The 14,270-nt window shown below is 67.4% G+C and carries 17 protein-coding genes and 1 tRNA gene; 7 read left to right on the forward strand and 11 right to left on the reverse strand.

The window, feature by feature from the left end; all coding sequences use genetic code 11:
• Positions 1-2: 2 nt before the first annotated feature.
• Both VGV58_RS26145 and VGV58_RS26150 read right to left on the reverse strand, forming a co-directional pair.
• The gene (locus tag VGV58_RS26145) at positions 3-956 is read right to left on the reverse strand and encodes a LysR family transcriptional regulator (protein WP_326876988.1); all 954 of its coding nucleotides are present in this window, start codon (positions 954-956) and stop codon (positions 3-5) included.
• Positions 957-1,053: 97 nt separating this feature from the next.
• Positions 1,054-1,479: a DoxX family protein gene (locus tag VGV58_RS26150; RefSeq protein WP_326876989.1), complete on the reverse strand. Its 426-nt coding sequence runs from the start codon at positions 1,477-1,479 to the stop codon at positions 1,054-1,056.
• A gap of 185 nt (positions 1,480-1,664) precedes the next feature.
• On the opposite strand from VGV58_RS26150, the gene VGV58_RS26155 reads away from it, so the two are divergent.
• Positions 1,665-2,597, forward strand: coding sequence for a ring-cleaving dioxygenase (locus VGV58_RS26155; RefSeq protein WP_326876990.1), 933 nt, complete (start codon positions 1,665-1,667; stop codon positions 2,595-2,597).
• Between the two features lie 69 nt (positions 2,598-2,666).
• Entirely contained in the window at positions 2,667-3,296 is a 630-nt protein-coding gene (locus tag VGV58_RS26160; RefSeq protein WP_326876991.1) for an alpha/beta hydrolase, read from the forward strand.
• 7 nt (positions 3,297-3,303) lie between these two features.
• On the opposite strand, the gene VGV58_RS26165 is transcribed toward VGV58_RS26160, so the two are convergent.
• Both VGV58_RS26165 and VGV58_RS26170 read right to left on the reverse strand, forming a co-directional pair.
• Positions 3,304-3,453 carry a hypothetical protein gene (locus VGV58_RS26165; protein WP_156412304.1) on the reverse strand — a complete coding sequence of 50 codons (150 nt, stop codon included), beginning with the start codon at positions 3,451-3,453 and terminating at the stop codon, positions 3,304-3,306.
• A 151-nt stretch (positions 3,454-3,604) separates the two neighbouring features.
• The gene (locus tag VGV58_RS26170; RefSeq protein WP_326876992.1) at positions 3,605-3,907 is read right to left on the reverse strand and encodes an SH3 domain-containing protein; all 303 of its coding nucleotides are present in this window, start codon (positions 3,905-3,907) and stop codon (positions 3,605-3,607) included.
• 517 nt (positions 3,908-4,424) lie between these two features.
• Here VGV58_RS26170 and VGV58_RS26175 point away from each other — a divergent pair.
• From VGV58_RS26175 to VGV58_RS26185, 3 genes are all read left to right on the forward strand, one after another.
• A complete protein-coding gene (locus VGV58_RS26175; RefSeq protein WP_326876993.1) occupies positions 4,425-4,685 on the forward strand; it encodes a hypothetical protein in 261 nt (86 codons plus the stop codon).
• Between the two features lie 10 nt (positions 4,686-4,695).
• Positions 4,696-4,773, forward strand: a tRNA-Pro gene (locus VGV58_RS26180).
• Positions 4,774-5,174: 401 nt separating this feature from the next.
• Complete coding sequence (locus tag VGV58_RS26185) at positions 5,175-5,987, forward strand: methyltransferase domain-containing protein (protein WP_326876995.1); 813 nt, start codon at positions 5,175-5,177, stop codon at positions 5,985-5,987.
• Here VGV58_RS26185 and VGV58_RS26190 read toward each other — a convergent pair.
• The 3 genes from VGV58_RS26190 to VGV58_RS26200 are packed head-to-tail and all read right to left on the reverse strand — an operon-like array spanning position 5,960 to position 9,872.
• Positions 5,960-7,102, reverse strand: a complete 1,143-nt coding sequence (locus VGV58_RS26190; protein WP_326876996.1) for an acyltransferase family protein — start codon at positions 7,100-7,102, stop codon at positions 5,960-5,962. The two genes, VGV58_RS26185 and VGV58_RS26190, sit on opposite strands and share 28 nt — an antisense overlap.
• A complete protein-coding gene (locus VGV58_RS26195; protein ID WP_326876997.1) occupies positions 7,099-8,331 on the reverse strand; it encodes an O-antigen ligase family protein in 1,233 nt (410 codons plus the stop codon). Before VGV58_RS26195 ends, VGV58_RS26190 begins: the two co-directional genes overlap by 4 nt.
• Positions 8,328-9,872, reverse strand: a complete 1,545-nt coding sequence (locus tag VGV58_RS26200; RefSeq protein WP_326876998.1) for an undecaprenyl-phosphate glucose phosphotransferase — start codon at positions 9,870-9,872, stop codon at positions 8,328-8,330. Before VGV58_RS26200 ends, VGV58_RS26195 begins: the two co-directional genes overlap by 4 nt.
• 515 nt (positions 9,873-10,387) lie before the next feature.
• Here VGV58_RS26200 and VGV58_RS26205 point away from each other — a divergent pair.
• Positions 10,388-10,756: a DMT family transporter gene (locus VGV58_RS26205; RefSeq protein WP_326876999.1), complete on the forward strand. Its 369-nt coding sequence runs from the start codon at positions 10,388-10,390 to the stop codon at positions 10,754-10,756.
• Positions 10,753-11,091 carry a multidrug/spermidine efflux SMR transporter subunit MdtI gene (mdtI, locus tag VGV58_RS26210; RefSeq protein WP_092158625.1) on the forward strand — a complete coding sequence of 113 codons (339 nt, stop codon included), beginning with the start codon at positions 10,753-10,755 and terminating at the stop codon, positions 11,089-11,091. The genes VGV58_RS26205 and mdtI overlap by 4 nt, the downstream gene beginning before the upstream one ends.
• Before the next feature lie 15 nt (positions 11,092-11,106).
• On the opposite strand, the gene VGV58_RS26215 is transcribed toward mdtI, so the two are convergent.
• The 4 genes from VGV58_RS26215 to VGV58_RS26230 all read right to left on the reverse strand — a co-directional run bounded on the left by VGV58_RS26215 (position 11,107) and on the right by VGV58_RS26230 (position 14,192).
• The gene (locus tag VGV58_RS26215) at positions 11,107-11,466 is read right to left on the reverse strand and encodes a hypothetical protein (protein ID WP_326877000.1); all 360 of its coding nucleotides are present in this window, start codon (positions 11,464-11,466) and stop codon (positions 11,107-11,109) included.
• A 5-nt stretch (positions 11,467-11,471) separates the two neighbouring features.
• Complete coding sequence (locus VGV58_RS26220) at positions 11,472-12,833, reverse strand: sulfite oxidase (protein WP_326877001.1); 1,362 nt, start codon at positions 12,831-12,833, stop codon at positions 11,472-11,474.
• An 89-nt stretch (positions 12,834-12,922) separates the two neighbouring features.
• Complete coding sequence (locus tag VGV58_RS26225) at positions 12,923-13,681, reverse strand: anti-sigma factor family protein (RefSeq protein ID WP_326877002.1); 759 nt, start codon at positions 13,679-13,681, stop codon at positions 12,923-12,925.
• Entirely contained in the window at positions 13,668-14,192 is a 525-nt protein-coding gene (locus VGV58_RS26230) for an RNA polymerase sigma factor (protein ID WP_326877003.1), read from the reverse strand. The genes VGV58_RS26225 and VGV58_RS26230 overlap by 14 nt, the downstream gene beginning before the upstream one ends.
• Between the last annotated feature and the right edge of the window lie 78 nt (positions 14,193-14,270).

Below are 14,270 nucleotides of genomic sequence, written 5' to 3' on the forward strand. Positions count from 1 at the left end.
GGCTACGCCTCGGCCGGCGAGGGCGCTTCGGTATCCTCCCGGCCCGCCGGGCCGCCCTCCATCAGCGGCCGCAGCTTGGCGAGTTCCTGCGCCATGAAGTCCAGGAAGAGCCGCACCCGCGGGGAGTGACGCAGGTCCGGATGGGTCAGCAGCCACAGATCCGCGGCATAGCCGATCTGCGGCAGCGCCAGCCGGACCAGCGCCGGCCGCTTATCGGCGATGAAACAAGGCAGGAAGCCGATGCCGATGCCGGCCTCGACGGCTTCGGCGAGGCCGAGCACGGTGTTGAGCTTGTAGACGGTCTGGTCGGCCGGGATGTGCTTCTGGCGGTATTGGACGACCTTGAAGTTGCTGAACTGGTCGCCGAGCGAAATCCAGCGCTGCTGCGTGAGTTCAGATGGGTTGGCCGGCGCCCCGTTCGGAAAATCGATTGCCCGTCCGTAGAGCGCCCAGCCGATTTGCGCGACCCGGCGGCCGACCAGGTTCTCCGGCGGATTGTCGGTGGCGCGGATCGCGACATCGGCGTCGCGCTTGCTGAGGTTGAGCGCCTGGTTGCCGAGCAGCACGTCGAGCTTGATGTCGGGGCACTGCTTCATGAAGGCGGCGAAGAGCGGCGTCAGCAATTCGACCAGCAGGGAATCGTTGGTGGTGACGCGTAATTCGCCTGCTGGCAGGATCTCGCGGCCGGCGAGGCGCCGGGTAAAGCCGGCGATGTCGGTCTCCAGCCGCTCGGCGAGGGCTGCCATCTCCTCGCCGGCGGGCGTCGGCACATAGCCGGAGCGGTGCCGCTCGAACAGGCGCGTGCCGAGATTCTCCTCGATCTGGCCGAGGCGACGGAAGACGGTGGAATGGTTGAGCCCAATCAGCTCGGCAGCGGCCGGCAGGCTGCGCGCCTCGGCGATGGCCTTGATCAGCCGGAAATCGTCCCAGGCGACGGAAGAAGTGGGGGTCGGCAAGCGGGCGGCTCCGGGCGAGTCAGCTACCCCTGATACATGGTACGGGCGACAGGTTGCAGCAACCTGTCGCCCGTTCTGTCGCAATGGTCGCCGAGGCTCAGGCCAGAGCGGGCTTGGCCGCAACCGGCAGTCCGGCCGAACGCAGCGCCAGCGCGCCGTCGCCGATCAGGGCATGGGCGAAGGCGGTCAGGGCGAGGAAGGCGGGATATTCCCAGCCGCCATTCGAGGCGTTGAAGACCCAGCCATTGGGGGCGTGGATGGACAGCGCGCCGAGCAGGATCGGCAGCAGCAGGATCGAGACATAGCGGCCATAGAAGCCGGTGAGGATGGCAAGGCCGCCGAGCACTTCCGCCAGGATGATCGGCCAGGCGAGGAAGCCGGGCAGGCCGACCTGGCCGAGGAAGCCGGTGAAGCCGGGAACGGTGAAGACGGCGAACTTCAGATAGGCGTGGGCGATGAACATCACGCCGAGCGCGACGCGCAATACGAGGGCGCCATAAGGGGCGAACCGAGTGTCAATCATGGTCTTTCTCCGAAGGACCGGTTTGGTCTGGCGCAGAGAATGCCGATCTCGATATCGCAATTCAAATTGGCATTTCAGGATATCGACATTGCTTTTGTGCAATGAATGAGGTCTGGCAATTTGGCCATCCGCAACCATCTTGGCGTCAACGAGGGCCGCTTCTCGCAGCCCGGAGGACTACCATCATGCAGATCAACGGCATCCACCACGTCACCGCCATCGCCGGCCCTGCGCGCCGCAATCTCGACTTCTACAGCCGCGTCCTCGGCCTGCGCCTGGTCAAGAAAACGGTGAACTTCGACGACCCGACCACCTGGCACCTCTATTTCGGCGATGCTGACGGCAATCCCGGCACGATCCTGACTTTCTTCCCCTGGGAGCATGTCGCGCCCGGCCGGCTCGGCGTCGGCGAGACGGAAGTGACCGCCTTCCGCATTCCCGCGGCGGCGGTTGGCTACTGGACGCATCGGCTCGTTGCCAACGGCGTCGCCCATGATGCCCCGCAGAAGCGGTTCGGCGAGACCGTGCTGGGCTTTCGCGATCCGGACGGGATGCGGCTTGCTCTGGTCGCGGTGCCCGGTAGCGAGAGCGAGCCGGCCTGGGACAATGGCGAGGTGCCCGTCGAATCCGCGATCCGCGGCTTCCACGGCGTCACCCTGCTGCTCGACAAGACGGAGACGACCGCCGCGATCCTGCGCGACGTGTTCGGCTTCGTCGAGGCCGGCCGTGAGGGCAACACCGTCCGCATGCGGGCGGAGGGCAGCGCCCATGGCGGCGTCGTCGACCTGCGTGCGGCCGGCGGCTTCCTGCCGGCAAGGATGGGCGCCGGCTCGGTGCATCACATCGCCTTCCGCGCCGGCGACGACGCAGAGCAGGCTCGCATGGTGAAGACGCTGGTCGAGACCTTCGGCCTGCGCCCCACCGAGCAGAGGGACCGGTTCTATTTCCGCTCCGTCTACTTCCGCGAGCCCGGCGGCGTGTTGTTCGAGATCGCCACGGACGCGCCGGGCTTTGCCATCGACGAGCCGGCCGATGACCTCGGCGGCGCGCTCAAGCTGCCGTCGCAGTACGAGACGCGTCGCGACGAGATCGAGGCCGTGCTGCCGGCCCTCGCCTGATCCATGAATGCGCCCCGCCTTCGGGCGGGGCGCCCTTCGTTGAACATCATCGTGAAAGGAGGCCGCGCCATGAACGCGCTTGAGCCCTTCATCCATCGCTTCGAGCCGGCGACTGCGCCCGGCCTTGCGCCGCTCCTGCTGCTGCACGGCACCGGCGGCGACGAGAACGACCTGCTGCCGCTCGGACGCACCGTCGCGCCGGGCGCAGGCCTGCTCTCGCCGCGCGGGCGGACGCTGGAAGCCGGCATGCCGCGCTTCTTCCGCCGCCTGGCCGAGGGCGTCTTCGACGAGGACGACCTCACCCGGCGTACGCATGAACTTGCCGATTTCGTCGAGCAGGCGCGGGCGCAATACGGGCTGCCGGCGCCGATCGCGCTCGGCTTCTCGAACGGCGCCAACATTGCCGCTGCGATGCTGCTGCTGCGGCCGGAGGTGCTGTCGGGAGCGGTGCTGCTGCGGGCGATGTCGCCCTTCACCAAGCCGCCGGGCGCGGCTCTGGACGGCAAGCCCGTGCTGATCGTCTCGGGCAGCTTCGATCCGATCATCCCGGAGGAGAATGCGGCGCGATTGGCGGAGACTCTCGTCGGGGCAGGGGCCTCGGTCGAACATCGCAGCCTGCCGACCGGCCATGGCCTGTCACAGGCGGATCTGGGGCTGGTGCGGGATTGGTTGGCGCGGCGTCAGGCGCTCGCCGCCTGAATGAGCCTCAGGCTCCAGGCCTGATGTGCTTCGAAAGATAGCACGTCAGGCCGAGCCCGCCGAGCATCACCGAGATCATGTAGGGGCCGAACAGGCAGGCGACGAACACGGCCGCGATGAAGCCGAGCATCAGGCTGTTGCGCCAGTCCAGGGTCATGACAGGGCCTCCACGAATCGGTGCCAGTATCATGAAGATAACCTTCACCCTGTGAACCGCATTTGAACAGAATACGTTAACGAATCCTTGCCGTTGCGGGCCTTGGTTCATGCGGCAGGCGGCCGTATTCGTCAGCGGCCTGGCCCGCCACTCAGCCACACTCCCTGAGGAAGCGGCGCGCGACATGTCCCTCGCTGAAGCCCTCATAGCCCTTCGCCAGCCTGGTCTCGCCGGGCCAGTGCCTGACCTTGCTCCAGCCGCCGCGGCCGCCTTCGATGATCTGGACCTCGTCGCCTGCCTTCATGCGCAGGACCAGCCGGCTTTGCGCGCCCGGCGCGGCGCGCAGGGCGACGAAGCCGTCGGCTGTCTCCGGGACAAGGCAGAACAGCGAGGCGCTGGCGTCGCCGGCATGGAGCAGAAGGCCGGACAGCACGAGCAGGGTCGGGCGGATCATCACGTTTCCCAGTGTTTGAGGTATCTCAGCATGCCGCAAGACAGCGGGATTGTCGCGGTGCGGTGACACCTGTGCTGCTCTCGCGCGTTGTTCGGGCGACGTCGCACTGCGGCACGGAAGCGATGATGATCCAGTTGTTCGAGGCGAGCGCTGGCAAGGTCCGCGATCAGGCTGTCGACTATGCCGGTACGCAAGCGAGGATCGTGGCGCAGACCGCAAATCCATCGGGGTTTGCGCCTGTCGGCATCGCCCCCGCCGATGGCGTCTGGCGAACTCAAGGCGCGCCGGCCGCAAGCACGAAGCGAGCAGCGGGGCCGGCGCAGCTCACATGCCAAGGCTGGCCGCATTCCGCGGCGCCCAATCCTGAACCTGGCCTGAGGCTGGCGCGATCCGCTCGGAAGGTCCCGAGCCTGTTTGGCCGGCTGAAGAGTGGATTGGCCGCAGTGCGAAGCTTATCTTCGCCGGAGGAGCAGTCGCGCGGGCCGCAGCGGCGGTCCTGGGCCGGATCGGACACGGCATGACCAACATCCTCCTCGTCGTTGCAACGATTGCGACGCTGGCGACGTCGATCTGGCTCGCACTGGAGGGCAGCGCGGTGCTGGCCCTGCCGCTGGTGATCGTCCTCGCCGGGCTCGTGCGCACCCTGGTCCGTCGCGCGGGACGCAGGGGGTTACGCCGGCCGAGGTCGCACCGCCGCCGCATGACGACAGGCAGCTGTGAATCCAGCCTTCCAATCCGGCAATTGCCGCGTTGCATCGCGGCGTCGTGCACTCTATAAGCCGACCCGTCGGAGCGTAGCGCAGCCCGGTTAGCGCACTTGTCTGGGGGACAAGGGGTCGGAGGTTCGAATCCTCTCGCTCCGACCATTTTCTTCTTCGATCTGAGTTTTGCGAGAGGCGGCCCGGCCGCCCCATTGGCGCTTCCAGAACGAAACCGGCTCAAGCGCTGCCAACTAGCGGATATCTCCTCCATCAGCCGCGCTCCCATGTCGTTCCGAGTGAGAATCATCGTCGCCCTGTCGCTCCTCGCTTGCGCGCTTTCCGCTTGCGTACGGGAACGGACAGGCCCGGTGACATGCCATACCCACAAGGTCAGCAATGGCGATTTGACCGAGTGCGATTGAAGGCCGGCGGCGTCAGTCCGGCACTGTCCCTTTTCGGAGCGTTTGGCTCTGGGGTCTGTTAACCTTCCCTTAAGGCTCCGATTGCGCGGTTCCCGCAGTGGGCGCAGGGTCGGCGCCTCACAGCAGGAAACGGGACATATCGTCATGTCGATGGCGTTGGGCGATCGTCGGGCGCTGCGGCCCCAGGACGTCGCGGCGGCGGGCAGGGGCTCGCTGGAAAGCTTTTTCGCCGGGCTCCAGCCGGATTGGCATTCCAATTGGGCCTGGGAACACTATGAGGCGACGATCCTGGCGCTGATGCACCAGTTCGGCCTGACGCGGCTGTGCGAGATCGGCGGCGGCCGCGATCCGCTTTTCAGCGCCGAGGATGCGGGCCGTCATGGGCTCGACCTTATCGTCAACGACATCGATGCGGGTGAACTCGCGCTGACGCCCAAGGGGCTGCGCACCGCTCGTTTCGACATCGCCGGCGACCTGTCCGAGCCGGATGTCGCCCGCGGCGGCTACGACATGATGATCTCGCGCATGGTGTTCGAGCATGTCCACGATGTCGAGCGCGCCTGGGCCAACATCCATGCCTTGCTGGCGCCGGGCGGTATCGGGCTCGCCTTCATGCCGACGCTCTGGGCGCCGGTCTTCGCGCTCAATCACATCCTGCCGAAGGCGGCTTCGCGCGCCATCATGCATGCGCTCTTCCCGGCGCGGCGGCAGGATGGCGACGATCCTGTCTTCCCGGCCTTCTACGACCGGTGCCGTGGCAGCCGCGCGACCTTGGCGCCGATGCTTCAGCGTGCCGGCTTCCGCGATGTCCACGTCCAGCCCTTCTGGGGCAGCGGCTATTTCGAGCGGATGCCCGGCCTGCGCGGCATCGATGCCGCCTTCAACCGGCTCGCCGCCAAGGCCGATTGGCGCCTGGTGACGACCTATGCCTATGTGGTCGTGCGCAAGGAACGCTGAGCCGCCAGCGGCGAAGGCACCTTGCGCTCGCCGGCTCCGCCCGGCCGTCGGCCGCGCATGGCGCGCAGCAGGCGCTGCTCCGCATAGCGATAGAGCAATAGCGCGATGAGGCAGGAGGCAGCCGTCGCGACCACGACATAGGCGGTGAGCGGAAGCGCGCCGCCGACGAGCTGCGTCCAGAGATTGCGCAGCGGCCGCAGCGCGAACGGATGCACCAGATAGAGGCTGTAGGAGGCGTTGCCGAGCAGTACCGCGAGGCCGAGCAGGTGCGAAGACGATCCGCGCTCCGCGCTCGCCCCCCGGTACAGCGCCGCGGCGGCGACGATCATCAGGGCAGGCACGCCCCAGCGCAGCGCATCCGGCGGCTGACCATCCGCAAGTGCGGACCATTGCACCAGGCCCGCCATGCCGGCGCAGGCCAGCAAGAGCGCCGCCGGTGCGCCGAGCCGCAGGCCGCCGAGATAGGCGAGCGCCAGCAGGCAGCCGAAGGCGAATTCGAGGATGATCGACTGGGTCCAGAAGGCGAGCTGGACCTGCGTCGGCTCGAGCGCGAGGCCGATGCCGGCGAGCAGCGCGAGGATCGCCGTCAGCACCGGCACGGCCCAGCGCATCGGCAAGGCGAGCGTGCAGGCGAACAGCACGTAGAAGAACATTTCGAGGTTCAGCGTCCAGCCGAGCGCCATGACCGGGCGGATCTCGCCCGGCGCCCGCAGGGACGGGATGAAGAGATAGGAGGCCAGCACGTGCCGCCAATCGTCGATCGGCACGTTCAGCAGCCGCGGCGCGACGAGGGCACCGAGCAGCAAGAGCGTCGTCAGCAGCCAGTAGAGCGGCACGATCCGCACGAAGCGCCGCCAGAGGAAGCTGCGCCAACCGCCCGGACGCTCGAACAGCTGCGTCGAGCTGTAGACCATGATGAAGCCGGAGATGACGAAGAAGATGTCGACGCCGGTGCTCCAGCGCAGCAGGGAACCGTCGAGCGGCGCACGCCCGAGGGCGCTGCCCATCACTTGCGTCTCATGGATCGCATGGCCGATCACGACGAGCAGCGCCGCGAGGCCGCGCAGGATCTGGATGGCCTGGTTCTGCCGGGCTTCCTCGGTCTTTCCGGTCATGGCGCGGTCTCACCGTCCGGGCGGCGCGCAATGGCGGCCAGACCCCAGACCAGCCCGAGCATCAGGTAGAAATGACGCCAGTGGTCGGTGTCGATCTGAAAACCCTGCAGGATCGTGACGAAGAGCACCGACCAGAGCGCGATCGCCTGGCCTTGCAGCGGGCCGCGCCGGAACACCAGCCACCAGCCGGCCCAGCAGGTCGCCACGGTCAGCGCCAGCCAGCAGAACCCGCCGAGCCAGCCATAGGAGGCGAACGCGTTGATGTAGACGTTGTGCGGGTCCTGCTGAAGGAACAGCCAGCGGAAGCGCAGCGGGCCGAAGCCGTTGGGCTCGGAGAGCAGCATCGGAATCGAGCGCAGCTGCGCGCCGAAGCGGCCGGTGACGCCGAGATCATAGCTCTGGTCGAGACTGGCCCGGACCTCGAACATCTCGCGGATGACGTCGAAGGACAGGGCGATCGCCAGGGTGACGGCCGCGAGCAGCAGGCTGGTCAGGGCCAGCGCGACGATGCGCGCCCGCATCCGGGCCGTTTCCGCGGTCAGGAAGGTCAGGCCTGCCATCAGCAGCACTGCGGCCGCGAGGTTGCCCCAGGCGCCGCGCGAGAAGGTCAGGAACAGCGCTGCGAGCGGCACGCTGATCAGGCAAAGGCCGCCGACGAGCCCGCGCCGCCCCACCAGGATGTCATGCAGCACGAAGGCGATCGGCAGCACCAGGAAGGGACCGAGCACGTTCGGATCCTTGAACGTGCCGGTCGCGCGGCCCCAGAGCGTGAAATGGTCGCCAAGGCCGGCAATGTCGAAATAGCCGACGATCGCGAGCAGGCCGGTGCACCAGGTCGCGAACAGATAGCCGCGTTTCAGCGCCTCGAGCCGGGCCTGCGTGTCGTCAGCCATGACGGCCGCCAGCACGATGGCGGTGACCATCAGGTAGAAGGAGACGGCGATGAAGCGCACCGCATCCGGATCGTTCATCCAGGGGATCAGCGAGATGGCGCCGCCGAGATTGAAGCCAAGCAGCAGCAGCGCCAGCGGCAGCAGCGCCCGCGACAGGCGGATGCCGGTGACCACGAACACCGCCAGGACCAGCAGGAAGGCGATCTCATAGGGCGAAGGCTCGATGATCGCAACCCAGCTGGACGCGGTCAGCAGCCAGAGCGCGCCGCGCTGCAGGGCGGCGTGGGAAATCCGGAGACGACGGCCGAGCCCCGGGCTGTGCGCCAGCGAGCTCAATAGGCGTTCTCGTTCTTGGTCATCAGCGAGAACGGCGTCTTGATCAGGATGTAGAGGTCGAGCAGCACCGACCAGTTCTCGATGTAGTAGAGGTCATGCTCGACGCGGCGCTGGATCTTGTCCTCGGTATCGGTCTCGCCGCGCCAGCCATGGACCTGGGCCCAGCCGGTGATGCCGGGCTTGACCTTGTGGCGGGCGAAATAACCGTCGACGACCTGCTCATAGGCGCGGTTCGATGCGGTGGCGTGGATGGCGTGCGGGCGCGGGCCGACCAGCGAGAGATTGCCCTTGAACACGACGTTGAGCAGCTGCGGCAATTCGTCGATCGAGGTCTTGCGGATGAAGCGGCCGACGCGGGTGACGCGCGGATCGTCCTTGGTGACCTGCTTGGCGGCGGCGAAGTCACTCATCTCGTGATAGAGCGAGCGGAACTTCAGCACCTCGATCATCTCGTTGTTGAAGCCATAGCGCTTCTGGCGGAACAGGATCGGCCCCTTCGAGCCGAGCTTCACCGCGATCGCGGTCGCAATCATCAACGGCGACAGGGCAATCAGCGCCAGCGTGCCGACGACCTTGTCAAACACCCATTTGACGACGATGTCCCAGTCGGCGATCGGCCGGTCGAACACGTCGAGCACCGGGACCGCGCCGATATAGGAATAGGACCGTGGCCGGAAGCGCAGCTTCGACATATGGGCCGAGAGCCGGATATCGATCGGCAGCACCCAGAGCTTGCGCAGCATGGCGAGCAGCCGCGCCTCGGCCGAGATCGGCAGGGTGAAGATGACGAGGTCGAGCTTGGTGCGGCGCGCGAATTCGACGAGATCGTCGATCGTGCCGAGCTTGGGATAGCCGGCGACAAGGTCGGGCGAGCGGTCGTCATTGCGGTCGTCGAAGACGCCGCAGACACGCAGTCCCGTATCGCGCTGGGCCTCGAGCGCCTTGATCAGCTCTTCGCCGGCCGGGCCGCCGCCGACGATCGCCGTGCGCCGCTCGAGCCGGCCCATCCGGGTGAGCCGAAGGACGATCAGCGAGGCCGTCAGCCGCTCGGCCAACAACAGCACGAGGCCGACCGCATAGAAGGTGGCGAGCCAGACGCGCGAGACCTGGTCGCCGACCTTGAGGAAGAAGAAGCCGGCCAGTGCCAGCAGGAACAGGATCGTCCAGCCGGCCGCGACCCGCACCGCGATGCTGATGAAATTGCGCAGTGCGCTGACATGATAGAGGTGCAGCGCCTGGAAGACGACGAGCGCGCCGACCGCCACCAGCGGCACCGTGACCTGGTAGGGCAGGGCGTAGTCGACCTTGCCGGCGACGTAGAAGGCGAAGACCAGTCCGCCGACAGCGAGGATCACCAGCATGTCGGCGAGGCGCACCAGCCCCTCGATCAGCACCGGCGACAGCGTCTGCTTGACCGGCATGGCGGCGATGCGCTCGGCCAGCGGGTGGAAGGTCCGCGTGCCGCCGGAAGAGGCGCCGCCCGCCGGCGCAGGGCCGGTCGAATCTGCCTTGATCAGGTCGCGAACGTCGAAAGCGCCCATCTCGTCCAGTCCTCGCGCAGGGTATGCGGGCTCGCCGCCGCGCTGAAAGCTCTCGTGACCTAGCGCAAATTGCTCTCGGAAGACTTAATCGGACTCTGCGGAAGCGATCGGGATTTGAAGTGGTTTCGGCGCAATGCAAGCGGCTGAAGCCGCACTGCGGAGGCATCATCTTTTTGACCTATGGAAAGGTCGATTTTCGCTCGGACCTTCAAGGTATTAGCTGAGGGTTTCGAGACTGAGAAAATAATGTTGAGAGCGCTGAAAATCGCGATTGAGTTGACAAAAAGCATAGATTCAGGCACTTAAGGCCGCGATGAGTGTCTGAGAAGCACATATTTCATTGACCTTGCCCACGGGTATTTCCGGTGATTTGGGCAGGGCGATGTGCTGGCCTTCGGCGAAAGCCTGAGCGCTCCCTTCATCTCGAACATCGTCTTTTAAACGCTAACGATGCGCACCCCGCAGACGCCGCACCCGCGCCGCCTGCGCCCTGGGTCAGCGCCCCTGTGTGACTTATGTCTTTTCATTGGTTGATCCTGCTCGCGGCCATCGCCGTGGAGCTGCTCGCGACGTCGGCGCTGAAGGCCTTCGTCGCGGGCCCGGTCCTCGTCGCGGTCCTGCCGCTCGTGCTGATCGGACTGTCCTTCGCCCTGCTGAGCGTCGCCTTGCGGGTCATCCCCATGGCCGTCGCCTACGCGGTCTGGGAAGGCCTCGGCATCGTCGGCATCGCCCTGATCGGCCATGCCTTCTTCGCCGAGCATCTGACGGTCCCGCGCATCATGGCGCTGGCCCTGATCATCGGCGGCATCGTGCTGCTGGAACGCGGCGTCGGTCACGACGCCGACGATATGGCCCTTGAGGAGGATGAGCGGAGGCTGGTGTGACCTTCGCTGCCTCCGCGCAGACCTTTGCGCTCGCCTGGCTGGCGCTGGCCGTCGCCCTAGAGGTGATCGGCACCAGCCTGCTCAAGATCTCGGACGGGCTGAAGCGCCGGCTCGTCGGCGCCCTTGGCGTGCTCTGCGTCGTCGGCGCCTTCGCCGCTTTGGCGCAGGCGATCCGCGGCATGGACCTCTCGGTCGCCTACGCCGTCTGGGGCGGCGTCGGCCTGGTGCTGACCGCCGTGGTCGGCGCGCTCGCCTTCGGCCAGCGCATCCGCCCGGCCGGCTGGCTCGGCATCGCGCTGGTCGTCGCCGGCGTGGTCGCGCTCAAGCTGTTCTGACCCGAAGGCGTCGCCTCAGTTCAGGAACGGGTTCTTCCACCCGCCCTGCTGAGCCGGCGCCTTGGCCGGAAAGACCTCGGCGAGATAGTCGAGAACCTTGCCGCGCTCTTCCGTCGCCAGGGCCGGCATGTTGTGCTTGCTGACCATCCAGTCGAGCGTCTCGCTCCATTTCTCGCGGCTCATCCCTTGCGCCGCGATCAGCTTGAAGTTGTGGCAGGCGACGCAGGCATAGAAGGCCTCGTCGCGGTTCGGGCCGGCCGGGAACATCTCCGGCGTCTCCTCCGCAGGGGCAGGGGCCTGTGCCAGCGCTGCCGACGTGGCGAGCAACAGGCCCGCGCCGAGCATGAGCCCGGCGCGGCGGATGCGTGTGATCATGGCGCTCACCCGACCAGCACCGCGACCCGGTGCATCGGGTTGGCGCCGTAGCCCTGCGGATTCCAGCCGCCGGCGACATGCGGCTGCGCCCGGCCCTTGCTGTCGGTGGCTCGGACCCAGAGCTCGTAATAGCCGTCCGAGGGCAGTTCGACCTCGGCGGTCCAGCGCCGCCAGTCATAGCGGTTCTTCGGCTCGGCCGCCTTGGCCGGTTGCCAGGTCGCACCGAAATCAATGGAGACGTCGACGCGCGAGACGCCTTCATGCCCGTCCCAGGCGGCGCCGCGCAGCGCAAGCTTGCGCGTGCCGGTGGCAAGTCGCGTGCCGTTGGCCGGATTGGTGATGATGCCGCGCACTGGCATGTCGGTCATGGTGCGCATGTTGGCGTCGTCGGTCTTGCCGCCGGGGATCATCGGCTTGATCGCGACGGAGTAGGAGGTGCCGCCCATGCCCTGGCCGTCATGCACCTTGTCGCGGATCGCGATCCGCTTCAGCCATTTATGCGAGACCGAGGCCGGGAAGCCCGGGATGATCACACGCAGCGGCCCGCCATGGATCGCCGGCAGCGGCTGGCCGTTCATCGCCCAGACCAGGAGCGCATGCGGTTCCAGTGCCGCGGCGATCGGCACGCCGCGCGAGATCGCATCCTTGGTGGCGTCGCCCGAGAGATGCTGGTCGGCGCCGTAATTGCCGGTATGGACGGCGGTCGACTTCAGGCCGGCGCTCTGCAGCACGTCGGCGAGCGGTACGCCGGTCCATTCGGCGCAGCCGGCGCCACCATTGGTCCACTGGTTGCCGCGCGCCTGCGGCTGGAAGAAGGAGCGGCCATTGCCGCCGCATTCCAGCACCGTGCGGAAGGTCTTGTGCGTGAACTTCTGCTTGAGTTCGCCGAGCTTGATCTTCAGCGGCGTGTTGACCTCGCCATCGATCGAGAACTCCCAGGCGTCACCTTCCTTGAATTCGTCCGGCGTCTGGCCGTTGTTGCGGACGAAGAACTTCTCGAACGGCGTGGTGTCGTCGTCGAGCATGTGCTCGGGCGTCTCGGCGACGAGCGGCCGGTCGCCGAGCAGGACGAGGCCCTTGGCCTTCCCGGGGAAATCGAGTAGCTGCGGGCCCTTCGGTGCGGCAGCTGCCGGGGCAGGTGAAGCCGGCGGCGTGCCTTGCGCGAGGGCGGCGGGAACCAGTCCGGCAGGCATCTTGTCCGAGAACGGGATCGCGCCGCCGACGGCAGCACCCATTGCCGCGAGCCCGGCGCCGCCGAGAAAGCCGCGGCGCGAGGAGCCGGTGCGGCGGCCGAAGGCCAGCGCATCGCCGCGTTCGGGATCGTCGCCATAGAGTTCGCCCAGGGACCGTTCCTGCTTGCCCATCATGTCCTCCCTCGCGGCGGCGTCACTGCGCCGGCGTTCGAAGGACAAGACGTGCGAGCGGATCGGATCATTCCATCCGGTCGAGAAATATTTCAGGCGAGGCAGGGCTGGGCGCTGCGCCAGTCGTTCTGGAGGGCGGTGCGCAGCGGCGCGACCTTGTCCGCAGGTTCGCTCGTCAGCGCCTTGAGGAAACCGGCGACCATCTCGAAGCGCGCCGGAGGCATCTCGCTCGCGATCAGGAGATAGCCGTGCCCGGCGGCGTTCCAGCCCGCCAGCGTCCTGGCCGGCTGGTCGGAGGGAGGTGCCGGTTCCGCGTGAGGGCTGATATGCAGGCTGAGCCGGCAGCCGCGCAGGCCGACGAAGCCGACCCTGACCTGATCGGCCGCCGAAGTGGCTTGCCAGACCGGCAGCAGCCCGAGGCGGGCAAGCTCGTTCGTGATCGCACTGGCCGCTGCCGGCGCGATGGTCGCTGCGGGCTGGGGCGGCATGGCCGCAAATTGCTCATGCGCGGTCAGGGACGCGGTGAGGAAGCTTTCGGAAGCTTCCTGCCGCAGCAGCATCGGTATCAGTGCCAAGCCCGTGGCAATGGCGAGCACGGCGGCGATGGCCGCGACCTGTCGCCAGCGTGGACGCGAGGATGTCCGGAACGAGGGCAGGGGTGGCGTGTCGCCAGCCGGCAGCGCCTGCAGTTCCTGCTTCAGCCGGACGATGCCGCGCAGCGCCTCCGCCGTCTCCGACGAGGTCGCCAGCCGCTCGGCCATGGCGCGCTGCTCGGCCGGTGCCAGTTCGCCATCGGCGAAGGCATTGAGCCTGTCCCAGTCCGACCGGGAGGGTTGGTCAACCTGCGGCATGGCGGGCCGGGAGCACGCGGATATTGGCTCCCCCTATGATCGAGAGCAGCATGGCCCGGGCGCGCGACAGGCGGCTCATGACGGTGCCGGCCGGCACGCCGATGAGCGCGGCCGCCTCCGCATAGCTGAAGCCGTCGAGGTCGACCAAGACCACCACCTCCTTCATCGCGACAGGCAGCTGTTCCAGCGCCTGCCGCACCGTGATCGCGCTGAGTGCGCGCTCGTCGAAACGCCAATCGGCCGGCTCGGGCGCCGGCGTGCCCTGCTCGCGCTGCTGCCGCCGACCCTGGTCGATCAGCAGGTTGCGCAGGATGCTGTAGAGCCAGCGGCGATAGGCGGGATCGTCCGCCGGTTCGCTTCTGGCCGAGAGAACCCGCAAGGCGGCTTCCTGCGCGGCGTCGGCAGCCCGCTCACGGTCGCGCGCCAGCGCGCAGGCATAGCGGAACAGCCGCGCCCATTCGCGTTCGAGCCGCGCGCGGCGCGCGCTGGCCTTGCGTTCGTCGCGCCACATGCTCGCGCCATCCGAACCGGTTCATGCCGCGAGCGGACAGGGCCAACGCCAAGCCGCCGCGACGCTGGCGAGCATAGG

The organism is Allobosea sp., assembly GCF_035944895.1.
GTDB lineage: Bacteria > Pseudomonadota > Alphaproteobacteria > Rhizobiales > Beijerinckiaceae > Allobosea.